Here is a 20,269-nt window from a genome sequence, read left to right as displayed (position 1 = left end):
AGGCGAGTCGCCACCTCAACGATTAAAAACCCCGCACAATCAGCGATATTCAGCGCAATCCTGCGCTCTCGCGGCGTTGACGAAAAGGGAGCGCTCGCATATAAGCCGCCCGAATTGTCCGCGATGACCCGGTGTGACGCCGGGAGCGGCTCTCTTGGGGCCGAAAAAGGGCCCGTTTTGGGCCGCATCGTTGGGACTTTACCATCAATTCTACAGGCAAATTGCCCGGTCAGCGGAGAAAAACCCGTGAAGCGGACTTATCAACCCAGCAAACTGGTGCGCAAGCGCCGTCACGGTTTCCGTGCCCGTCTCGCCACTGCCGGCGGCCGCAAGGTTCTCGCCGCCCGCCGCGCCCGCGGCCGCAAGCGTCTGAGCGCCTGAGCCAGACCCCCTTTTTGGGATTTCATCATGGATCGGCTGAGGCAGCGGGCGGATTTCCTCGCCGTTGCCAATGGCGCGCGGGTGAATAGTCCCGCGTTCGTCCTGCAAAGCCGCCCCCGCGACGACAGCGGCCCGATCAGAATCGGCTTCACCGTCACCAAAAAGAACGGCAACGCCCCCGAGCGCAATCGCATCCGGCGCCGGCTTCGCGAACTCGTGAAGCGGCTCGAGCCGGTGTTAATGCAGCCCCATCATGATTATGTGCTGGTCGGCCGAAGGGACGCGTTGTCGCGCCCCTTCGCCACCATGCTCAACGATCTGCGCATAGCGTTCTCGAAGCCCGCGCGGCATACGGCCAAGGAACAGTCAAAGGGACGCGGCCAGAGGCCCGGCACCGCTCCTGCTGCCAGCCGCAAAACGGATTGATGACGAGACATTAGATGATGACCGACAATCGCAATACCATCCTCGCCGTCATTCTATCGGGCCTCGTGCTGATCGCCTGGCAGTATTTCTACAACGTGCCGGCGATGGAGAAGCAGCGCGCCCAGCAGCAGGCGCAGGCCGAGCTCCAGAAGACCACGCCGCAGCCGACGGCCTCCGCGACGCCGGGGGCCACGCCGCAATCCGGCGGTGCCGCGCAGCCGTCAACGCCGGCAGCAGGCCAGCAGGCTCAGCCGGTCGTCGCCCGCGACGCCGCGATTGCGGCCAGCCCGCGCGTGAAGATCGACACGCCGCGGATCGCCGGCAGCATCTCGCTGAAGGGCGGCCGCATCGACGATGTCGCGCTGGTGCAGTATCGCGAAACGGTCGATCCGAAGTCGCCGCCGATCGTCCTGTATTCGCCCTCGGGCACCGCTGAGCCCTATTACGCCGAGTTCGGCTGGGTGCCGGCCACGGGCGTGACGGCGAAACTGCCGGACGCGCAGACCCTCTGGCAGCAGGACGGCAGCGGCAGCCTGACGCCGACGACGCCGGCGGTGCTGAAGTGGGACAATGGCGAGGGCCTCACCTTCCGCCGCACCATCTCGGTCGACGACCACTATCTCTTCACCATCAAGGACGAGGTGAGCAATGTCGGCAACGCGCCGGTCACGCTCTATCCGTTCGCGCTGATCTCGCGTCACGGCACGCCGCAGGTTTCCGGCTACTACATCCTGCACGAAGGCCTGATCGGCTATCTCGATGGCTTGCAGGAATACGCCTACAAGAAGATCGACGAAGCCAAGTCGGTGAACTTCAAGGCCACCAATGGCTGGCTCGGCATGACCGACAAGTACTGGGCCTCGGCGCTGCTGCCGGACACCAGTGCCCAGCTCCAGGCGCGCTTCTCGTCGAACCCGGTCGGCAACGTCCACACCTATCAGACCGACTATCTGCTCGATCCCGTCACCGTCGCGATCGGCGGCAGTGCGACGGCGAATGCGCGGCTGTTTGCCGGCGCCAAGGAAGCCGGCGTGGTCGGCATCAACTTCCCGCTCGCCGGCCACGGCGGCTACAACAAGGAACTCAACCTCAACCATTTCGACCTGTTGATCGACTGGGGCTGGTTCTACTTCATCACCAAGCCGATGTTCCTCGGCCTCGACTTCTTCTACCGCTTCTTCGGCAATTTCGGCATCTCGATCCTGCTCGTGACCGTGATCGTGAAGCTCTTGTTCTTCCCGCTGGCGAACAAGTCCTACGCCTCGATGGCGAAGATGAAGTCGATCCAGCCGCAGCTTCAGGCGCTGAAGGAGCGCTACCCTGACGACAAGGTGAAGCAGCAGCAGGAGATGATGGAGATCTACCGCAAGGAGAAGATCAATCCGGTCGCCGGCTGTCTTCCCGTCGTGATCCAGATCCCGGTGTTCTTCTCGCTCTACAAGGTGCTGTTCGTCACCATCGAGATGCGGCAGGCGCCGTTCTACGGCTGGATCAAGGACCTCTCCGCGCCGGATCCGACCAATCTGTTCAACCTGTTCGGGCTGATCCCGCTCGATCCGACCACGATTCCGGTGTTCGGCCACTACCTCGCGCTCGGCATCTGGCCGATCATCATGGGCATCACGATGTGGTTCCAGATGAAGCTGAACCCGACGCCGCCGGATCCGACCCAGCAGATGATCTTCAACTGGATGCCGCTGATCTTCACCTTCATGCTGGCGGGCTTCCCGGCGGGCCTCGTGATCTACTGGGCCTGGAACAACACGCTCTCGGTGCTCCAGCAGAGCTTCATCATGCGCCGCAACGGCGTGAAGGTGGAGCTGTTCGACAATCTCAAGGCGACGTTCGCGAGGAAGGCGACGTAAGTCACCCACTCCGTCATTCCGGGATGGTGCGAAGCACCAGACCCGGAATCTCGAGATTTCGGATTCGACGCTTCGCATCGCTCCGGAATGACCGCGAAACAAAGAGCTTCGCATGACCGACGACAAAGATGCGAAGCTGATCGAGGCCGGGCGAAAGCTGTTCGCGCGCGACTGGCAGTTCATCTGGGCCTCGCCCTCGATCCAGACGCTGCCGCCGATGGACGGGCTGGAGATCGCCTTTGCCGGCCGCTCCAATGTCGGCAAGTCGAGCCTGATCAACGCGCTCACCGGCCGTAACGCGCTGGCGCGCACCTCGCATACGCCGGGCCGCACCCAGGAGCTGATCTTCTTCGAGGTCCCCGGAAAGAAAGACCTGCGCCTCGTCGACATGCCCGGCTATGGCTACGCCAAGGCACCGAAGAGCCAGGTCGCGTCCTGGACCGAGCTGATTCATAAATTCCTGCTGGGCCGCGCCAGCCTCGCGCGCGTCTATGTGCTGATCGACGCGCGGCACGGCCTGAAGGACGTCGATCTCGATATCCTCGGGACGCTCGACCGCTCCGCCGTGAGCTACCAGATCGTGCTGACCAAGGCCGACCAGGTGAAGCCCTCCGAGCTTGCCTCGCGCATTGCCGAGACCGAGGCCGCGCTGGCCAAGCATCCGGCCGCGTTCCCGAACGTGCTCGCGACCTCGTCGCGGAGCGCGACGGGCATGGCCGAGCTGCGCGCCGCGATGGCGAAGCTGCTGGAAGAGCGGAGTTCGTGATGGCCGCGCATCGCCTGTTGATTGGGCTTGCCGGCTTGATGGGCGCCGCCGGCGTCGCGCTGGCCGCCGCCTCCGCCCATGGCGGCGACGCGAGCCGGCTTGCGTCGGCCAGCGCCATGCTGCTGTTTCATGCAACTGCCATACTTGCGACGGTCGCGTTGCTCGCGCGCGGCCTTCTGCACGGCGGAATTGGCCTCATTGCCGCGTCCGGCTTCGTAGGCGGCGCCGCGCTGTTCGCGGGCGATCTCACCTTGCGGCAATTTGCCGGGCACTCGCTGTTTCCCTACGCGGCGCCGACCGGTGGGACGGTGATGATCTTGAGCTGGCTGGCGGTGACGCTGGCGGCCGTGGTGGCGCAGAAATAGCGCTCGATCTTCCCCTCCCCTGGAGGGTAAGAACCAACACCCACTTTGCGCTGCCCCCGCCAATCGGATAGAACGCGGCCCGACAGTCCCGCCAGCGAGATCCGCCTCATGACCGACATCTCCCCGCTCGACCAGGCCCGCATCCTGTCCGAAGCGCTGCCGCACATGCAGCAGTATGACGAGGAAACCATCGTCATCAAATATGGCGGCCATGCCATGGGCGACGAGGAGACCGCGAAGAACTTTGCCCGCGACATCGTGCTGCTGGAGCAGACCGCGATCAACCCGGTGGTCGTGCATGGCGGCGGGCCGCAGATCGCGACCATGCTCAAGCGCCTCGGCATCCAGTCGGAATTCGCCGCCGGCCTGCGCATCACCGATGCCGCGACCATCGAGATCGTGGAGATGGTGCTGGCCGGCTCCGTCAACAAGCAGATCGTCGGCTATATCAACGAGGCCGGCGGCAAGGCCGTGGGACTATCCGGCAAGGACGCCAACATGGTGAAGGCGTCGAAGACGACGCGCACCATCGTCGATCCGGGCTCGAACATCGAGAAGGCGATCGATCTCGGCTTCGTCGGCGACCCCGAGAAGGTCGACCTCACGCTGCTCAACCAGCTGATCGGCTACGAGCTGATTCCGGTGCTGGCGCCGCTCGCAACCTCCAAGGAAGGCCAGACGCTGAACGTCAACGCCGACACCTTTGCCGGTGCCGTCGCGGGCGCGCTGAAGGCCAAGCGCCTGTTGCTGCTCACCGACGTGCCGGGTGTGCTCGACAAGTCGAAGAAGCTGATCCCGCAATTGTCCGTGAAGGACGCGCGAAAACTGATCGCCGACGGCACCATTTCCGGCGGCATGATCCCCAAGGTCGAGACCTGCATCTACGCGCTCGAACAGGGCGTCGAGGGCGTCGTCATCATCGACGGCAAGATGCAGCACGCGGTGCTGCTGGAGCTGTTCACCAACCAGGGCACGGGAACGCTGATACATAAGTGAGGCGCGAGCGAACAAAGAGCGGCGTCATGGCCGGGCAACAGCGCGAAGCGCGTCTTCGCGAAAATGTCCCGGCCATCCACGATCTTTCGCCCCGCGCCAAGAACGTGGATGCCCGGGACAAGCCCGGGCATGACGAGCCGAGAGAGCGACGGCATCGTCGCTCGGTCGTGACCCGTTTCCTGATGACGCTGCCGGCTGCGGCCGTGTCATTCGTCTTCTCCTCCGCCCCCGCCTTCGCCGACCTCAAGATCTGCAACCGCATGTCCTATGTCGTCGAGGCCGCGATCGGCATCGACGACAAGGCGGCGACCGCGACGCGCGGCTGGTTCAGGATTGATCCCGCCACCTGCCGCGTGGTGGTGCAGGGCACGCTGACCGCCGACCGCATCCTGCTCAATGCCCGCGCGCTCGGCGTCTATGGCGCCTCGCCGATCCCGCAGAACGGCAACGACATGCTGTGCGTCGCCCAGGACAATTTCGTCATTGCGGCCGCGCGGCAATGCCGCAGCGGCCAGACGCAAGTCCCCTTCACGCAGGTGACGCCGACGCAAGGCGACGACGGCAACCTGGTGACGTATCTCGCCGAGGATTCCGAATATGACGACGAGCAGGCGCGCCTCGCCGGCATCCAGCGGCTGCTGGTGATCATCGGTTATGACGTCGGGGCGATCGACGGTGTCGACGGACCGAAGACGCAAGCAGCGCTGGCTGCGTTCCTGAAGAGCCGCGGGCTCCCGTCCGACGCCGTGTCGTCGCCAAATTTCTTCAAGACCATGGTCGACGCGACGCAGACGCCGTCGCCGAGCGGCCTGACCTGGTGCAACGACACCCCGCACAAGGTGATGGCGGCGATCGCCACCGACGACGGCAAGTCGGTGACGAGCCGCGGCTGGTACCGCATCGACCCCGGCAAGTGCCTGCACCCCGACGTGAGCGGCCAGCCGAAGCAGATCTTCAGCTTCGCGGAAGCCGTTGACGCCGACAACCGCGCCGTCAAGCTGAAGGACAAGCCACTGAACTGGGGCGGCGAGAAGCAGCTCTGCACGCGCGAGACCAAGTTCGAGACCGTTGAGCAGACCGATTGCGGCGCGCGCGGGTTTGCGGCGACGGGTTTTGGCGCGGTCGACATGTCGAGCGGCGGCAGGACGCTGCGGTTTGCGATGCCGTGATGTGATGATGGCGCTACACATTGCGCCGTCGTCCTGGCGAAACCCAGGACCCATTGCCCCAGGATCGGGTTTGGCGAAGAACGACGACCAGATTGCCCCAATGATCGGTCACGGAGTATGGGTCCTGGCTTTCGTCAGGACGACGATTGAGGGCGGGGCCGCGGCCTCGGTCAACGGATAGAGAGTTGCAATGAACCCACCCCGCGCCTTCACCCATGTCGACACCTGGGTGTTCGACCTCGACAACACGCTGTATCCGCATCACGTCAATCTGTGGCAGCAGGTCGATACGCGGATCGGCGAGTTCGTGTGCAACTGGCTGAACGTCAGCCCTGAGGAAGCGCGCCATATCCAGAAGGACTACTACCGACGCTTCGGCACCACCATGCGCGGCATGATGACCCTGCACGGCGTGCGTGCCGACGACTATCTCGCCTATGTGCACAAGATCGACCATTCGCCGCTGGAGCCGAATCCGGCGCTCGGCGCGGCCATCGCAAAACTGCCGGGACGCAAGCTGATCCTGACCAACGGCTCGGTCGACCATGTCGGTGCGGTGCTGGCGCGGCTCGGCCTCGCCACCCATTTCGACGGCGTGTTCGACATCATCGCGGCCGAGTTCGAGCCCAAGCCGGCCCCGCAGACCTACCGGAAATTCCTCGGCGACCATGCCGTCGATCCCAGCCGCGCCGCGATGTTCGAGGACCTCGCCCGCAACCTCACCGTCCCGCACGAGCTCGGCATGACCACCGTGCTGGTGGTGCCCGACGGCACCAAGGAAGTGGTGCGCGAGGACTGGGAACTGGAGGGCCGCGACGCCGCCCATGTCGACCACGTCACGGATGATCTGGCGGGGTTTTTGGCGGGGTTGTCGCCTCACTGACCGCCGTCGTCCTGGCGAAAGCCAGGACCCACGACCCCAGGGAGAGGTTGCGGCGCGAGACTGACAACCACGAGTCGTCGTTAAACTCCTCCCTGGGGTCATGGGTCCTGGATCGCCGCTCCGCTTCGCTGCGCTGGTCCAGGACGACGGTGGGGGATGGAGGACGACAGCGGAGTATGCCTTGACTCTCCCCTGCCAAATCCCGAAAAAGCGCCCCAATCCGTCAAAATTCCCGTTCCGAAGAGGAAATCCCGATGTCCCTGTCCGCCCTCGAATCCACCATCAACAGCGCCTTCGACGCGCGTGACGGCATCTCGACCTCGACCAAGGGCGAGGTGCGCGAGGCCGTGGACCAGGTGCTGGAGACTCTGGACAAGGGCGAGGCACGCGTTGCCGAGCGCGGGGCCGACGGCAAATGGAAGGTCAATCAGTGGCTGAAGAAGGCCGTGCTGCTGTCCTTCCGCCTCAACGACATGGGCGTCATTCCCGGCGGTCCGGGCCAGGCGACCTGGTGGGACAAGGTGCCCTCGAAGTTCGAAGGCTGGGGCGAGAACCGTTTTCGCGATGCCGGCTTTCGCGCGGTGCCGGGCGCGGTGGTGCGCCGCTCGGCCTTCATCGCCAAGAACGTCGTGCTGATGCCGTCCTTCGTCAATCTCGGCGCCTACGTCGATGAGAGCACGATGGTCGACACCTGGGCCACCGTCGGCTCCTGCGCGCAGATCGGCAAGCGCGTGCACATCTCCGGCGGCGCCGGCATCGGCGGCGTGCTCGAGCCGCTCCAGGCCGAGCCCGTGATCATCGAGGACGATTGCTTCATCGGCGCGCGCTCCGAGGTCGCCGAAGGCGTGATCGTGCGCAAGGGCGCGGTGCTGGCCATGGGCGTGTTCCTGGGCGCCTCGACCAAGATCGTCGACCGCGACACCGGCGAGGTCTTCATCGGCGAAGTGCCTGAATATTCGGTCGTGGTGCCCGGCGCGCTGCCCGGCAAGCCGATGAAGAACGGCCATATCGGCCCGAGCACCGCCTGCGCCGTGATCGTCAAGCGCGTCGACGAGCGCACGCGGTCGAAGACCAGCATCAACGAGCTGCTGCGGGATTAAGACTCTCTCCTCCCCTCTCCCCGTTCTTACGGGGAGAGGGTTGGGGTGAGGGGCCTCTCTCCACGGATGAGATTGCCGTGAGACCTGTACCCCCTCACCCGGATCGCTCCGGACGATGCTTCGCATCGCCGAGGCGATCCGACCTCTCCCCGCAGGCGGGGAGAGGTGAAGAGCCCCTTGCGGCACCTATCGAACCCTCCCTCCCTCCATCGCGACCAATTCCCGGACGGCCTGCGCCGCCCGGAACCTTCGCCATGGACTGGACCTCGTACCTCTTCCGCTTCGACGGCCGCATCAACCGCGCCCTGCTATGGCAGGCGCTGCTGATCGTTGCGCTGCTGGCGGGCTTGCTGGAGATCGTCGGTCAGGTCATCGGGATCCTCGGAGGGACCAGATCCACCTTGAAGCTCGCCATCGACCTCGATTTCGACTTCGGTCTCGACGACCTGTTCAAGCTGGTCGATCCCCGAGCCTCCCGCTCGCTGGCATCCGCCGATCGCGCGACCTCGATCCTCAAGGCGTCCGGCATGGCGCTGTTCTTCTGGATTTATCTCGCGACTACGATCAAGCGACTGCACGATCGCGACAGGAGCGGCTGGTGGATCGTTCCGTTCTTCTTCGTACCCGGCTTGTTCAGTCAGTTCGCGGACCTGCTGCCCAAGACAAACTGGATGCATCCTTTCAGCCTGGCGGTTTCGATCCTGTGGCTGTGGGGCCTCGTCGAAATGTTCTGCCGGCCCGGCACCTCGGGCCACAACCGGTTCGGCCCCGATCCGCTCGCCGACATCGAGGACGGCTCCGCGTCCGCCGCGTCCCCTGCGCAAGGCTGGGACCAGAGCCGCGAGATCGAAATTGTCCCGCCCAGTGCTAGCCCACCCGGCGGCATGCATGTTAAGCGGGGCGCATGACCGATGCCCTCTCGATTGCCCGCGATCTCATCCGCTGCCCCTCGGTAACCCCGGCCGATGCCGGCGCACTCGGGGTGCTTGAAAACGCCCTCAACGCCGCCGGCTTCACCTGCCAGCGCGTGACGTTCAGCGAGCCCGGCACCGCCGACGTCGACAATCTCTATGCGCGGATCGGCAGCGAAGGGCCGCACATCACCTTCGCCGGCCACACCGACGTGGTGCCCGCTGGCGACGAAAGCGCCTGGAGCGTCGGCGCATTCTCCGGCGAGGTAAAGGACGGTTTTCTGCATGGCCGCGGCGCGGTCGACATGAAGGGCGGCATCGCGTGCTCGGTCGCCGCGGTGCTGGAGCATCTCGCCGCCAACGGCGGCAAGCCGCGCACCGACGGCACGGGCTCGATCTCGTTCCTGATCACCGGCGACGAGGAAGACGTCTCCATCAACGGCACCATCAAGCTCTTGAAGTGGGCCGCCGAGCGCGGCGAAACATTCGATCACTGCGTGCTGGGCGAGCCCTCCAATGTCGAGACGCTCGGCGACACCATCAAGGTCGGCCGACGCGGCTCGCAATCCGGCACGCTGTATGTCGACGGCGTGCAAGGCCATGTCGCCTATCCGCACCGCGCCTCCAATCCGGTGCCGGACATTTCGCGATTGATCGTGGCGATCTCCGACGAGCCGCTCGACCACGGCAGCGCGCAGTTCCAGGCGTCCAACCTCGAATTCACCTCGGTCGACGTCGGCAACAAGGCCAACAACGTCATCCCCGGCGAGGCCCGCGCCAAGTTCAACATCCGCTACAACGACAACCATACGCAAGCGAGCCTGCGCGAACTGGTCGAGACGCGGCTGGCAAAGGCCTGCGGCAACCGCATCAAGGCCCGCATCGTCTGGGAGCCGTCGAACTCCAACGTGTTCGTGACCAAGCCGGGTCCGTTCACCGATCTCGCCGTGTCCGCGATCGAGGAGATCACGGGGCGGAAGCCGGAGCTGTCGACGAGCGGCGGCACCTCGGATGCGCGCTTCATCTCCAGCTACTGCCCGGTGATCGAGTTCGGTCTGGTGGGGCAGACGATGCATCAGGTGGACGAGCGGGTGCCGGTGGGGGATCTGGAAAAGCTGACGCAGGTGTATCGGGGGATACTGACGCGGTATTTTGGGTGAGGCGATAGCGCCTCCTGGAATTCCGCTGTCATCGCCCGCGAAAGCGGGCGATCCAGTATTCCAGAGACAGCCGTGATTGAACCGAGAGGCCGCGGCGTACTGGATTCCCCGCCTTCGCGGGGAATGACAGTGGCGGGTGTCGCGAGAGTTTCCCGCCTCCCGTCTCTCTAATAATCTACCTTCACCAGATACAGCCCGTCCGGCGGCGCGACGATGCCGCAGGCGGCGCGGTTGCGGGCCGCCAGCGCTGCGGAAAGGTCGTCCGCGGTCCAGCGGCCTTCGCCGACCCAGACCAGCGATCCCACCATCGAGCGCACCTGGCTGTGCAGGAACGAGCGCGCCGAGGTGAGAATCGTGATCTCGCGGCCGTCGCGCAGCACGTCGAGCTGGTCGAGCGTCTTCTCCGGCGACTTGGCCTGGCACTCGGTGTCGCGGAAGGTGGTGAAATCATGCTTGCCGAGCAGGCGCTGCGCGGCCGCATGCATCGCATCGCTATCGAGCCGGCGCGGCACGCGCCAGGCGTGGCCGACGTCGAGCGCGAGATTGGCGCGGGTGTTGACGATGCGGTAGCGATAATGGCGCTTCACGGCCGAGAAGCGCGCTTCAAAAGTATCGGGCACGATCTCGGCCTCGAGCACCGCGATCGGATGCGGCCGCAGATGCGCATTGAGCCCGTCGCGAAAGCGGCCCGGCGGAAACTGCTTCTCGATATCGACATGCGCGACCTGGCCGCGCGCATGCACGCCGGCATCGGTGCGACCCGCGCCATGCACCCGCAGATCCGCACCGGTCATCGCCTTCACCGCCGCTTCCAGTGCGCCCTGCACCGACGGCAGCGTATCCTGCACCTGCCAGCCGAAGAACGGCGCGCCGTCATATTCGATGGTGAGCTTGTAGCGGGGCATCGTTTCCAATTCTGCCGTCATCGCCCGGCTTGACCGGGCGATCCAGTACGCCGCGGCCTATCCGTTCGACCGAGAAGCCTCGGCGTACTGGATACCCCGCCTTCGCGGGGTATGACAGTGTCAGGTGAATTTGGCGCCCGCCTTCAGCGGCACACCACGCAAGAAGTCCGTGGCCTGCATCCGCGCCTTGCCTTCGCGCTGCAGCTCGATGATGCGGATCGCGCCCTCGCCGCAGGCGATGGTGAGCCGGTCGTCGAGCACCTCGCCCGGCGCGCCCGAGCCCTTGGCGAGCTCGCAGCGCAGGATTTTGACGCGCGCGTTCTCGCTGACGCCTGCGAGCTCGGCCCAGGCGCCGGGGAACGGCGACAGGCCGTGGATGTGGCGCAGCACCGCCCGTGCGGGCTTGGTCCAGTCGATCCGCGCCTCAGCCTTGTCGATCTTGGCCGCATAGGTGACGCCGTCCTCGCTCTGCTTCTTGAGCTGGAGCCCCCCGCGGTCGAGCGCGGCCATGGCGCGGACCATCAGGTCGGCGCCGAGGCGCGAGAGACGATCGTGCAGGTCGGCCGCGGTCATGGTGTCCGTGATCGCCAGCCGCTCGGCCATGGCGACATCGCCGGTGTCGAGGCCGACATCCATCTTCATCACCATCACGCCGCTTTCGGCATCATCAGCCATAATCGCGCGGTTGATCGGCGCGGCGCCGCGCCAGCGCGGCAGGAGCGAGGCGTGCAGATTGTAGCAGCCGAGCTTTGGCGCATCGAGGATGGCCTGCGGCAGGATCATGCCGTAGGCGACGACGACGGCGGCATCGGCGTCAAAGGCGCGAAATTCTTCCAGCGCCTCCTCTGTCTTCAGCGTCTTCGGGGTCAGCACGGGAACGCCGAGTCTTCGCGCGGCTTCCTCGACCGGGGTCGGCTGCAATTGCAGGCCGCGCCGCCCGCCCGGCTTCGGCGCGCGGGTATAGACGGCGACGATCTCATGGCCATGCGCGACGAGCTCGAGCAGCGTCGGCACGGAGAAATCGGGCGTGCCCATGAAGATCAGGCGAAGGGGCATCGGAAAAACCTGCGAGGAACGTGATCCAATTACTGTCATTCCGGGGCGGCTCGAAGAGCCGAACCCGGAATCTCGAGATTCTCAGGTGCGCAATTGCGCACCATAGTTCGATGCTGTGCATCGCCCCGGAATGACGGAGAACCTCACTCCGCGCGCTTGGCGGCTTTCTCGAACTTCTTCAGCACGCGGTCGCGCTTCAGCTTCGACAGATAGTCGACGAACAGGACGCCGTTGAGGTGGTCGATCTCGTGCTGGATGCAGGTGGCGTAGAGGCCTTCGGCGTCCTCCTCGTGCACCTTGCCGTCGAGATCGGTGAAGCGCACGCGCACCTTCGCAGGCCGCTCGACCTCCTCGTAATATTCGGGGATCGACAGGCAGCCTTCCTCGTAGACCGACAATTCCTCGGACGAGGCGATGACTTCCGGATTGATGAAGACGCGCGGCTCCGGCTTAGTCTCGCCGTTCTCGTCGCGCTTGGCGAGGTCCATGGTGATCAGCCGCAGCGGCTGGGCGATCTGGATCGCCGCCAACCCGATGCCGGGCGCGTCGTACATGGTCTCGAACATGTCGTCGGCAAGCTTGCGGATCTCCGTCGTGACCTTCTCGATCGGCTTGGAGACCAGACGCAGCTGCTTGTCGGGCAGGATGATGATTTCTCTGAGGGCCATGGCGGGCGATTTAAGCCGGGCGCGACAAGCGGTCAATGAGGCCCGGAACGCGTTAACGATCCGCTAACCATAAAACTTCAGCTTTCGTTAACCATAAAAATTAACGGGGCATTTACCATAAATGTTCGCTATTCGTTCGTGCCGGCAGCCGAATCGGCTAGAAGGACAGGCATGAACGAGATCATTTTCGTGGCTGGCGACTGGCCGGTGCGCACGATCGACGCGCTGATCGGCTTCGGCGTCCTGGTCCTCATCCTGCTGGTTGTGATCGCCGTGGTCATTGCACGCTCGGGGCGGCGCGGGGCGGAACTCGCGATGGCGAATGCGATCCGCGCCGACGAGCTCGAGGAGCGCATCAGCCAGATGCTGCACGCCCAGAGCGAGGCTTCGGGCCGGGTCGATGCCATGACCCAGGCGCTGGCCGGCCGCCAGGCCGAGATGGCACGGGCGGTCAACGAGCGGCTGGATTCGGTGACCCATCGCGTCGGCCAGTCCATGGAGCACTCGACCCGCAACACCATGGAGAGCCTGCACGCCCTGCACGAGCGACTCGGCATCATCGACAACGCGCACAAGAACCTCACCGACCTCACCACGCAGGTGACGACCTTGCGCGACGTGCTCGCCAACAAGCAGTCGCGCGGCGCCTTCGGCCAGGCCCGGATGGAGGCGATCGTCCAGGACGGCTTGCCGAAGGGCGCCTACGAGTTCCAGTTCACGCTCTCGACCGGCAAGCGGCCGGACTGCGTCGTGTTCCTGCCCGACCAGCGCCCGCTCTGCATCGACGCGAAGTTTCCGCTCGAGGCGATGACCGCGCTGCACGATGCCCGCACCGACGAGGAGAAGCGCATCGCCACGCAGCGGCTGCGCGGCGACGTGATGAAGCATGTCAGCGACATCGCGGAAAAATATCTCGTCACCGGCGAGACCCAGGAGATGGCACTGATGTTCGTGCCGTCGGAATCGGTCTACGCCGAGATCCATGACGGCTTCGACGACGTGATCCAGAAGGCCTATCGCGCCCGCGTTGTGCTGGTGTCGCCCTCGCTGCTGATGCTGGCGATCCAGGTGATGCAGCAGATCATGAAGGACGCGCGCATGCGCGATGCCGCCGACCAGATCCGCACCGAGGTCATCAAGCTCGGCGACGATCTCGGCCGCTTGCGCGACCGCGTGCTGAAGCTCCAGAAGCATTTTGCCGACGTGAACGAGGACGTCCGCCAGGTGCTGATCTCCGCCGACAAGATCGAGAAGCGCGCCGGACGGATCGAGGAGCTGGATTTCAGCAAGGCCGATACGCCCGCGGAGGGCCCGCACCTGGTGGCGACGGGCGCGGCCGAGTTGTTCCCGAGGAAGCTCCAGGCGGGGGAGTAGATTTTTTAGCACACTGTCATGCCCCGCGAAGGCGGGGCATCCAGTACGCCGTGACAGTCGTTGTTGAGCCGAAACGCCGCGGAGTACTGGATCGTCCGCCTTCGCGGACGATGACGCCGAGGATGTTGGAGGCTCTCCCGCCTCACGGCTACCGCGAGAGTCTTTTCCCCCAGAATCTGCTAACACCTCCCCATGACCGCACCCGACGCGACCACCGGAACCGTCCAAACCAGCGCTGATGCCCCCGCCGCCTCCTGGCGCGACAGCCTTGCCGTGTACCTGCAACCGCGCGTGCTGATCGTGCTGTTCCTCGGCTTCTCGTCCGGCCTGCCGCTGGCGCTGTCGGGCTCGACGCTGCTGGTGTGGATGCGCGAGGCCGGGGTCGATCTCGGGACCATCGGGCTGTTTGCGCTGGTCGGCACGCCCTACACGCTGAAATTTTTGTGGGCGCCGCTGGTGGATGCGCTGCATGTGCCGCTGTTCACGCGCGCGTTCGGACGCCGCCGCGGCTGGCTGCTGTTCTCGCAGCTGCTGCTGATCATCGCCATCCTGCTGCTGGCGCTGACCGATCCCGCGCGCTCGCCGTTCTACGTCGCGCTCGGCGCGTTGCTGGTGGCGACGACGTCCTCGACGCAGGACATCGTGGTCGACGCCTTCCGCGTCGAGAGCCTGCCGGAGAGCGAGCAGGCCGCCGGCATGGCGTCCTATGTCGCTGCCTATCGCATCGGCATGCTGGTCTCGACCGCGGGCGCGCTGTTCATCGTCTCCGGTTTCGAGAGCACCGGCATTTCGCGCACATCGGCCTGGATGTGGGGCTATGTGGTGATGGCGGCGATGGTGCTGATCGGCACGATCACCGCGCTGGCCGCGACCGAGCCCGAGCAGTCGGTGCGGGCGGAAGCCGCAACGCAGGCCGATACGGCGTTCGCGCGCGTGCTGCACGCGGCGATCGGCGCGTTCTCGGAATTCCTGGCGCGCAAGGACGCGCTCGCCGCGCTTGCCTTCGTCGTACTGTTCAAGTTCACCGACGCCTTCTCCGGCACCATGACGGCGCCGTTCGTGATCGACCTCGGCTTCTCCCGCAACGACTATGCGGCGATCGTGAAGGGCGTCGGCCTTGCGGCGACGCTAATCGGCGGCTTTGCCGGCGGCTTCCTTGCCCGACGCTACCCGCTGGCGACGTGCTTGTGGATCGGCGGCGTGGTGCAGGCGCTCGCCAACCTCTCCTTCTCCTGGCTGGCCTTCGTCGGCACCAGCCAATGGGCGCTCGCCTTCGCCATCACAGCTGAGAATTTCACCAGCGCCATCGGCACCGTGATCTTCGTCGCCTACCTCTCCGCGCTGTGCCAGAACCCGCTGCACACGGCGACACAATACGCGCTGCTGACCGCGCTCGCCGCAGTGGGACGCACCTATCTCTCGTCGGTGGCCGGCTATGTCGCCAAGGCGACCGGCTGGCCGCTGTTCTTCGTGATCTGCGTGCTGGTGGCGATCCCGAGCCTGGTCCTGCTGACATGGCTGCAGAAGCGCGGGCATTTCGAAGAGCTGGGGCCGGTAAGGGTGTGACCACCACTGCTGTCATGCCCCGCGAAGGCGGAGCATCCAGTATTCCAGAGACAGTTGTGATTGACCGAGAAGCCGCGGGGTACTGGATCGCCCGCCTTCGCGGGCGATGACACCAGAGTTGTGGAGAAGGCGTCGCGAATCACCCCCTATTGCTTCTTGATGATGCTCCACTTCGTGACCACGGCTTCGCTCATCTGGCCGGGATCGCTGGCGCAGGCGACTTCGTCGACCTTGATCGAGATTTCCTTGCCGACGAAGGTCTTCAGCTGCGCGGCCTGCGCATCGCCGTTCGGAACGAGCTGGAAGGTCTCTGGACCGGTTTCGAGATTGCAGAGCCCGTTCGGCGCCGGCAGGCGGCGCGGCTCGGAGGTGATCTGATACATCGCGATCCGCTTGCCGGCGTTCTTGACGTCGCGCACCTTCATTGCGTTCAATTCGCCGGAGAGCACGTCGCCGGTGTTGATCGGCTTGCCGGGCTTGGGCGCCGGCGGCGCCGCGTCGTCCTGCTGCGCGGAGATGGCCGGCGTCACCAGCAGCATCATCGTCGCGGCCAAAGCCAATCGAGTGGCGAAAAGTTTCGTCATGTCGTCCGTTCCGTAAGGTCTGTAGGATAGCTAGAATAGGGTCCGCTGCCGCATCGCGGCCGATAGCGTACCTTCATCGAGATAATCAAGCTCGCCGCCGACCGGCACACCATGGGCGAGCCGGGTTACTTTTACGTTGGCGTCCTGAAGCAGGTCGGTGATGTAGTGCGCCGTGGTCTGGCCGTCGACCGTGGCGTTCAGCGCCAGGATGACTTCGTGGACCTCGGCAGCATGCGCACGCGCGACCAGCGCGTCGATGGTGAGATCCTGCGGGCCGACGCCGTCGAGCGGCGACAATGTCGCACCCAGCACATGATAGCGCCCTTGAGTCGCATTGGCCCGCTCCAGCGCCCAGAGGTCGGCGACATCGGCGACGACCACGATGATCGCGGGATCGCGCTTCGGATCGGTGCAGACCGTGCAGGGATTTTGCGTGTCGATGTTGCCGCAGGTCTTGCAGACCTGGACCTTGTCGAGCGCGACCTGGAGGGCCGAGGACAGCGGCATCATCAGCGCTTCGCGCTTCTTGATCAGATGCAGCGCGGCGCGCCGCGCGGAGCGCGGACCGAGGCCCGGCAGCCGTGCGAGAAGCTGCACCAGCCGCTCGATTTCGGGACCTGCAACCGCGCCCATGTTACTGGCCGAACAGCCCCGGCGGCAGGCCGAGCCCGCCGGTGAGCGACTGCATCTTCTCCTGCACGGCGGCCTCCGCCTTGCGGCGGGCATCGCCGAGCGCGGTCACGAGCAGGTCCTCGAGCACCTCGCGCTCTTCCGCCTTCATCAGCGAGGGATCGATCTTCACGCCCTTGACGTCCATCTTCGCGGTCATACGCACCACGACGAGGCCGCCGCCGGAGATGCCTTCGACCTCCACACTGCCGAGCGCGTCCTGCATCTCCTGCATCTTGGATTGCAGCTGCGCCGCCTGCTTCATCATTCCGAGAAAGTCAGCCATAGTCCCGTGTCCTTGGAAAGATAGGCTCAGAGATCGTCGTCGGTATCGGAACCGTCGGGCGGATCGTCACTGCCATAGTCGGCGTTAATATTGGATTCCGGCGTCTCGGGGGCAAGCCTGCGGACCTCGACGACCTTCGATCCGGGGAAGCGCGACAGTACCTCCTGCACGCGCGGATCGGCCTCCGCGGTGCGCGCATGCTCCTGCTTGGCGGCCTGGTTCACCGAACGCAGCGTCGGCTGGCCCTGCTCGTTGGAGACGATCACGGTCCAGCGCCGGCCGGTCCAGAGTTCGAACTTGCGCGCGAGCTCGGTGATCATGGTCCTGGAGGCATTGGGCTCGAGCGCGACTTCCAGCCGGCCCTCCTCGAAACGGACGAGGCGCATGTCGGCTTCGAGCGCGGCCTTGGTCATGATGTCGCGCTTCTGGCCGGCAAGCGCGACGAGCTGGGTGAAGCTCGTGATGCGCAGCTGGGGTGCCGCGGCTTGCGGATCCGGCGCGGGCGCCGCCATCTGCGGCCGGGCAGCACCGCCGCCGAACGACGACGGCGATGAGGTCGGCGCGCGCATGGGCGCAGCCGAGACGGCAGGCGCAGCAGACGCAACCGGCGCCGCCGGCGCGCTGCGCGCCGCACTGCCGCCGCTCACGACCGGCGAGCCGCCGCCGTTCTGCTCCAGCATCCGGATCGCCTCGTCCGGCGTCGGCAGGTCGGCGACATAGGCGATGCGCACCAGCACCATCTCGGCGGCGGCGGCGGGGCGCGTCGCGGCCTGCACCTCGGTGATGCCCTTGAGCAGCATCTGCCACATCCGCGACAGCACGCGCATCGAGATTTTTGACGCGAAATCCCGCGCGCGCACCCGCTCGGTCTCGCCATAGGCGACATTCTCGGCGGTCGCCGGCACGATCTTCACGCGGGTGACGAAATTGACAAACTCGGCGAGGTCCGAGAGCACAACGATCGGATCGGCGCCGACGTCGTACTGGTCGCGGAACTCCTTGAAGGCGGCGGCGATATCGCCACGCGCCAGCGAATCGAACAGGTCGATCACACGCGTACGGTCGGCGAGGCCCAGCATCTGCCTGACCGCATCGGCTTTCACCGTGCCTGCCGCATGCGCGATCGCCTGGTCGAGCAGCGACAGCGAATCACGCACGGAGCCTTCCGCGGCACGCGCGATGATGCCGAGCGCCTCGGGCTCGATCTCGACGCTTTCCTTCGCCGCGATGCTGGCGAGGTGCTTCATCAGCACGTCGGCCTCGACCCGGCGCAGGTCGAAACGCTGGCAGCGCGACAGCACGGTGACCGGAACCTTGCGGATCTCCGTCGTCGCGAACACGAACTTGGCGTGCTCCGGCGGTTCCTCCAGCGTTTTCAGGAAGGCGTTGAACGCCGCCGTCGACAGCATGTGGACTTCGTCGATGATGTAGACCTTGTAGCGGGCGCTGGCCGGCGCGTAGCGCACGCTGTCATTGATCTGGCGGACGTCGTCGACGCCGGTATGCGAGGCCGCGTCCATCTCCAGCACGTCCATGTGCCGGCTTTCCATGATCGCCTGGCAATGCACGCCCAAGGTCGGCATGTGGATGGTCGGGCCCTTCACCGAGCCGTCCGGCATCTCGTAGTTGAGCGCACGGGCAAGAATTCGCGCGGTGGTGGTCTTGCCGACGCCGCGGACGCCGGTGAGGATCCAGGCCTGCGGGATGCGCCCGGTCTCGAATGCATTGGAGACGGTGCGGACCACGGCCTCCTGGCCGATCAGGTCGTCGAACGAGGAGGGGCGGTATTTGCGCGCCAGCACCCGGTAAGGCGCGTTGCCACCCTGGCTGGCGCTATCGGAGTTAGGAGGGGCGCCAGCGTCGGTCATCGGTCGATCCGCAATGAAATCTCTCTCGGCCGGCTCTTGCGGAAAGGAGCGCGCTGGCGGCAGGGCCGCCGGCGCAATTCGCTCGGAAAAACAGGTAGGAGACTGACGAGCGACCCGATCCGGACCTCGTTAGGGCTGCTTCCTTCCGGACCTGACCCGGTTGGCGAGTGGCTCGTCCACCGCCAATCTCCCGGTCCCTATTTGGGGCCAAAAGGTCGGGAAAGCAAGCGGGTATCAGCTTGAACCGGTTGAGTTTGCCCAGCATCCGGGCAATTCCCGGTCTGCCCAGCCGACAGGCTGTGCTTTCGCTGATGAGACCACCTTGCTAGAACCTTGCCGGAACCCCATCCAACCAGAAAAGCGATTGATCCCAATGGTTACACGTCGTGATGTTGCATCGATTGTCGGACTTGGCGCCGTTGGCGCGATGGCCGCGGGCGCACTGGCGTCCCCGGCCGTGGCCCAGGCCGCCGATCCGAACGAATCGACCTTCGCCCGCATCCGCCGCACCAAGAAGATGCGGATCGGCGCGGTCGGCGGCGGCGCACCCTATTACATGAAGGACCTCGCCAGCGGCCAGTGGAAGGGCTTTTACGTCGACATCGCCAAGGCGCTCGCCGACGACATGGAAGCCGAGCTCGAGATCACCGAGACCACCTGGGGCAATTCGGTGCTCGACCTGCAGTCCAACAAGATCGACATCTTCTTCGGCCTCAACCCGACCCCGAAGCGCGCGCTGGTGGTCGATTTCTCGGTGCCGGTCTTCAACAACGCCTTCGGCATCCTGTGCAAGAAGGACTTCAAGCCGAAGACCTGGGCCGAGCTGAACTCGCCCGACGTCAAGATCGCGGTCGACCAGGGCTCCTCGCACGACCAGGTCGTCAGCCGCCTGATGCCGAAGGCGCAGATCTCGCGGCTGAAGACCGCCGATGACGCCACCGCCGCGCTGCAGACCGGCCGCGTCGACGCGCAATGCCTGATCACCATGCTGTCGCTGACCGTGCTGAAAAAGAATCCCTCGCTCGGCCAGTTCGTGCTGCCGACGCCGATCTTCGCCACCACGTCGAACGCCGGCTTCCGCCGCGAGACCGACAAGACCTGGCGCGACTACGTCAACACCTGGATCGACTTCAACAAGGGCCTCGGCTTCATCCGCAACGCGATCATCACCAACATGGAGCTGGTGGGCGTGACCGAGGCGGACATTCCGCCGGGCGTTTCGTTGTAAGCTCCCACTGTCATTCCGGGGCGATGCGAAGCATCGAACCCGG

The 20,269-nt window shown here is 65.3% G+C and carries 21 protein-coding genes and 1 other RNA gene; 14 read left to right on the top strand and 8 right to left on the bottom strand.

What is annotated here, in order from left to right:
• The first annotated feature begins 246 nt into the window (after nucleotides 1-246).
• From rpmH to dapE, 11 genes are all read left to right on the top strand, one after another.
• Nucleotides 247-381: a 50S ribosomal protein L34 gene (gene rpmH, locus ACVWW6_RS10485; protein ID WP_008542748.1), complete on the top strand. Its 135-nt coding sequence runs from the start codon at nucleotides 247-249 to the stop codon at nucleotides 379-381.
• Between the two features lie 27 nt (nucleotides 382-408).
• Nucleotides 409-807, top strand: a complete 399-nt coding sequence (gene rnpA / locus ACVWW6_RS10480; protein WP_271553970.1) for a ribonuclease P protein component — start codon at nucleotides 409-411, stop codon at nucleotides 805-807.
• 17 nt (nucleotides 808-824) lie between these two features.
• Nucleotides 825-2,672 carry a membrane protein insertase YidC gene (gene yidC / locus ACVWW6_RS10475; RefSeq protein ID WP_038966085.1) on the top strand — a complete coding sequence of 616 codons (1,848 nt, stop codon included), beginning with the start codon at nucleotides 825-827 and terminating at the stop codon, nucleotides 2,670-2,672.
• Between the two features lie 112 nt (nucleotides 2,673-2,784).
• Nucleotides 2,785-3,438: a ribosome biogenesis GTP-binding protein YihA/YsxC gene (yihA, locus tag ACVWW6_RS10470; RefSeq protein ID WP_028175985.1), complete on the top strand. Its 654-nt coding sequence runs from the start codon at nucleotides 2,785-2,787 to the stop codon at nucleotides 3,436-3,438.
• A complete protein-coding gene (locus ACVWW6_RS10465; RefSeq protein ID WP_028175984.1) occupies nucleotides 3,438-3,803 on the top strand; it encodes a DUF423 domain-containing protein in 366 nt (121 codons plus the stop codon). The genes yihA and ACVWW6_RS10465 overlap by 1 nt, the downstream gene beginning before the upstream one ends.
• A gap of 108 nt (nucleotides 3,804-3,911) precedes the next feature.
• Complete coding sequence (gene argB / locus ACVWW6_RS10460; protein WP_011090823.1) at nucleotides 3,912-4,799, top strand: acetylglutamate kinase; 888 nt, start codon at nucleotides 3,912-3,914, stop codon at nucleotides 4,797-4,799.
• Nucleotides 4,800-4,981: 182 nt separating this feature from the next.
• Nucleotides 4,982-5,968 (top strand): DUF1036 domain-containing protein, encoded by a 987-nt coding sequence (locus ACVWW6_RS10455; protein ID WP_028175983.1) that lies wholly within the window; start codon nucleotides 4,982-4,984, stop codon nucleotides 5,966-5,968.
• 190 nt (nucleotides 5,969-6,158) lie between these two features.
• The gene (locus tag ACVWW6_RS10450) at nucleotides 6,159-6,851 is read left to right on the top strand and encodes a pyrimidine 5'-nucleotidase (RefSeq protein WP_271553969.1); all 693 of its coding nucleotides are present in this window, start codon (nucleotides 6,159-6,161) and stop codon (nucleotides 6,849-6,851) included.
• Between the two features lie 254 nt (nucleotides 6,852-7,105).
• Nucleotides 7,106-7,951, top strand: a complete 846-nt coding sequence (gene dapD / locus ACVWW6_RS10445; protein WP_011090826.1) for a 2,3,4,5-tetrahydropyridine-2,6-dicarboxylate N-succinyltransferase — start codon at nucleotides 7,106-7,108, stop codon at nucleotides 7,949-7,951.
• 254 nt (nucleotides 7,952-8,205) lie between these two features.
• On the top strand, nucleotides 8,206-8,859 hold the full coding sequence (locus tag ACVWW6_RS10440; protein ID WP_456680668.1) for a DUF805 domain-containing protein: 654 nt from the start codon (nucleotides 8,206-8,208) through the stop codon (nucleotides 8,857-8,859).
• Nucleotides 8,856-10,022: a succinyl-diaminopimelate desuccinylase gene (dapE, locus tag ACVWW6_RS10435; RefSeq protein WP_456680667.1), complete on the top strand. Its 1,167-nt coding sequence runs from the start codon at nucleotides 8,856-8,858 to the stop codon at nucleotides 10,020-10,022. Before ACVWW6_RS10440 ends, dapE begins: the two co-directional genes overlap by 4 nt.
• A gap of 167 nt (nucleotides 10,023-10,189) precedes the next feature.
• Here dapE and truA read toward each other — a convergent pair whose 3' ends face one another.
• From truA to def, 3 genes are all read right to left on the bottom strand, one after another.
• Nucleotides 10,190-10,927: a tRNA pseudouridine(38-40) synthase TruA gene (truA, locus tag ACVWW6_RS10430; protein WP_456680666.1), complete on the bottom strand. Its 738-nt coding sequence runs from the start codon at nucleotides 10,925-10,927 to the stop codon at nucleotides 10,190-10,192.
• 120 nt (nucleotides 10,928-11,047) lie between these two features.
• Complete coding sequence (gene fmt / locus ACVWW6_RS10425; RefSeq protein ID WP_028175977.1) at nucleotides 11,048-11,983, bottom strand: methionyl-tRNA formyltransferase; 936 nt, start codon at nucleotides 11,981-11,983, stop codon at nucleotides 11,048-11,050.
• 143 nt (nucleotides 11,984-12,126) lie between these two features.
• Nucleotides 12,127-12,651 (bottom strand): peptide deformylase, encoded by a 525-nt coding sequence (def, locus tag ACVWW6_RS10420; RefSeq protein WP_011090831.1) that lies wholly within the window; start codon nucleotides 12,649-12,651, stop codon nucleotides 12,127-12,129.
• A gap of 171 nt (nucleotides 12,652-12,822) precedes the next feature.
• Between def and ACVWW6_RS10415 the strand changes: the two genes are divergently transcribed.
• Together ACVWW6_RS10415 and ACVWW6_RS10410 are read left to right on the top strand one after the other, a co-directional pair.
• Nucleotides 12,823-14,025, top strand: coding sequence for a DNA recombination protein RmuC (locus ACVWW6_RS10415; protein WP_161532431.1), 1,203 nt, complete (start codon nucleotides 12,823-12,825; stop codon nucleotides 14,023-14,025).
• A gap of 192 nt (nucleotides 14,026-14,217) precedes the next feature.
• Entirely contained in the window at nucleotides 14,218-15,591 is a 1,374-nt protein-coding gene (locus ACVWW6_RS10410) for an AmpG family muropeptide MFS transporter (RefSeq protein WP_011090834.1), read from the top strand.
• A 146-nt stretch (nucleotides 15,592-15,737) separates the two neighbouring features.
• On the opposite strand, the gene ACVWW6_RS10405 is transcribed toward ACVWW6_RS10410, so the two are convergent.
• The 5 genes from ACVWW6_RS10405 to ffs form a co-directional block, all read right to left on the bottom strand.
• A complete protein-coding gene (locus ACVWW6_RS10405) occupies nucleotides 15,738-16,175 on the bottom strand; it encodes a hypothetical protein (RefSeq protein ID WP_456680665.1) in 438 nt (145 codons plus the stop codon).
• A gap of 30 nt (nucleotides 16,176-16,205) precedes the next feature.
• Complete coding sequence (recR, locus tag ACVWW6_RS10400; protein ID WP_011090836.1) at nucleotides 16,206-16,808, bottom strand: recombination mediator RecR; 603 nt, start codon at nucleotides 16,806-16,808, stop codon at nucleotides 16,206-16,208.
• Nucleotide 16,809: 1 nt separating this feature from the next.
• Nucleotides 16,810-17,130, bottom strand: a complete 321-nt coding sequence (locus tag ACVWW6_RS10395) for a YbaB/EbfC family nucleoid-associated protein (RefSeq protein WP_304549103.1) — start codon at nucleotides 17,128-17,130, stop codon at nucleotides 16,810-16,812.
• A gap of 26 nt (nucleotides 17,131-17,156) precedes the next feature.
• Nucleotides 17,157-18,998 carry a DNA polymerase III subunit gamma/tau gene (locus ACVWW6_RS10390; protein ID WP_456680664.1) on the bottom strand — a complete coding sequence of 614 codons (1,842 nt, stop codon included), beginning with the start codon at nucleotides 18,996-18,998 and terminating at the stop codon, nucleotides 17,157-17,159.
• A 94-nt stretch (nucleotides 18,999-19,092) separates the two neighbouring features.
• Nucleotides 19,093-19,189, bottom strand: an RNA gene (gene ffs, locus ACVWW6_RS10385) — signal recognition particle sRNA small type.
• 182 nt (nucleotides 19,190-19,371) lie between these two features.
• Here ffs and ACVWW6_RS10380 point away from each other — a divergent pair.
• On the top strand, nucleotides 19,372-20,226 hold the full coding sequence (locus ACVWW6_RS10380; protein ID WP_456680663.1) for a transporter substrate-binding domain-containing protein: 855 nt from the start codon (nucleotides 19,372-19,374) through the stop codon (nucleotides 20,224-20,226).
• Nucleotides 20,227-20,269: the final 43 nt, after the last annotated feature.

This window comes from Bradyrhizobium sp. USDA 3311 (assembly GCF_054062495.1).
Note: the sequence above shows the minus strand (reverse complement) of the source record. Positions and strands in the feature narration are given on the sequence as shown.

Coding starts and splice junctions, on each gene's coding strand:
- ACVWW6_RS10415 (WP_161532431.1), top strand. CDS start 12,823: ATGAACGAGATCATTTTCGTGGCTGGCGACTGGCCGGTGCGCACGATC.
- truA (WP_456680666.1), bottom strand. CDS start 10,927: ATGCCCCGCTACAAGCTCACCATCGAATATGACGGCGCGCCGTTCTTC.
- ACVWW6_RS10465 (WP_028175984.1), top strand. CDS start 3,438: ATGGCCGCGCATCGCCTGTTGATTGGGCTTGCCGGCTTGATGGGCGCC.
- ACVWW6_RS10440 (WP_456680668.1), top strand. CDS start 8,206: ATGGACTGGACCTCGTACCTCTTCCGCTTCGACGGCCGCATCAACCGC.
- recR (WP_011090836.1), bottom strand. CDS start 16,808: ATGGGCGCGGTTGCAGGTCCCGAAATCGAGCGGCTGGTGCAGCTTCTC.
- ACVWW6_RS10390 (WP_456680664.1), bottom strand. CDS start 18,998: ATGACCGACGCTGGCGCCCCTCCTAACTCCGATAGCGCCAGCCAGGGT.
- rnpA (WP_271553970.1), top strand. CDS start 409: ATGGATCGGCTGAGGCAGCGGGCGGATTTCCTCGCCGTTGCCAATGGC.
- def (WP_011090831.1), bottom strand. CDS start 12,651: ATGGCCCTCAGAGAAATCATCATCCTGCCCGACAAGCAGCTGCGTCTG.
- argB (WP_011090823.1), top strand. CDS start 3,912: ATGACCGACATCTCCCCGCTCGACCAGGCCCGCATCCTGTCCGAAGCG.
- dapD (WP_011090826.1), top strand. CDS start 7,106: ATGTCCCTGTCCGCCCTCGAATCCACCATCAACAGCGCCTTCGACGCG.
- ACVWW6_RS10405 (WP_456680665.1), bottom strand. CDS start 16,175: ATGACGAAACTTTTCGCCACTCGATTGGCTTTGGCCGCGACGATGATG.
- ACVWW6_RS10410 (WP_011090834.1), top strand. CDS start 14,218: ATGACCGCACCCGACGCGACCACCGGAACCGTCCAAACCAGCGCTGAT.
- ACVWW6_RS10455 (WP_028175983.1), top strand. CDS start 4,982: ATGACGCTGCCGGCTGCGGCCGTGTCATTCGTCTTCTCCTCCGCCCCC.
- ACVWW6_RS10450 (WP_271553969.1), top strand. CDS start 6,159: ATGAACCCACCCCGCGCCTTCACCCATGTCGACACCTGGGTGTTCGAC.
- yidC (WP_038966085.1), top strand. CDS start 825: ATGACCGACAATCGCAATACCATCCTCGCCGTCATTCTATCGGGCCTC.
- dapE (WP_456680667.1), top strand. CDS start 8,856: ATGACCGATGCCCTCTCGATTGCCCGCGATCTCATCCGCTGCCCCTCG.
- fmt (WP_028175977.1), bottom strand. CDS start 11,983: ATGCCCCTTCGCCTGATCTTCATGGGCACGCCCGATTTCTCCGTGCCG.
- ACVWW6_RS10380 (WP_456680663.1), top strand. CDS start 19,372: ATGGTTACACGTCGTGATGTTGCATCGATTGTCGGACTTGGCGCCGTT.
- ACVWW6_RS10395 (WP_304549103.1), bottom strand. CDS start 17,130: ATGGCTGACTTTCTCGGAATGATGAAGCAGGCGGCGCAGCTGCAATCC.
- yihA (WP_028175985.1), top strand. CDS start 2,785: ATGACCGACGACAAAGATGCGAAGCTGATCGAGGCCGGGCGAAAGCTG.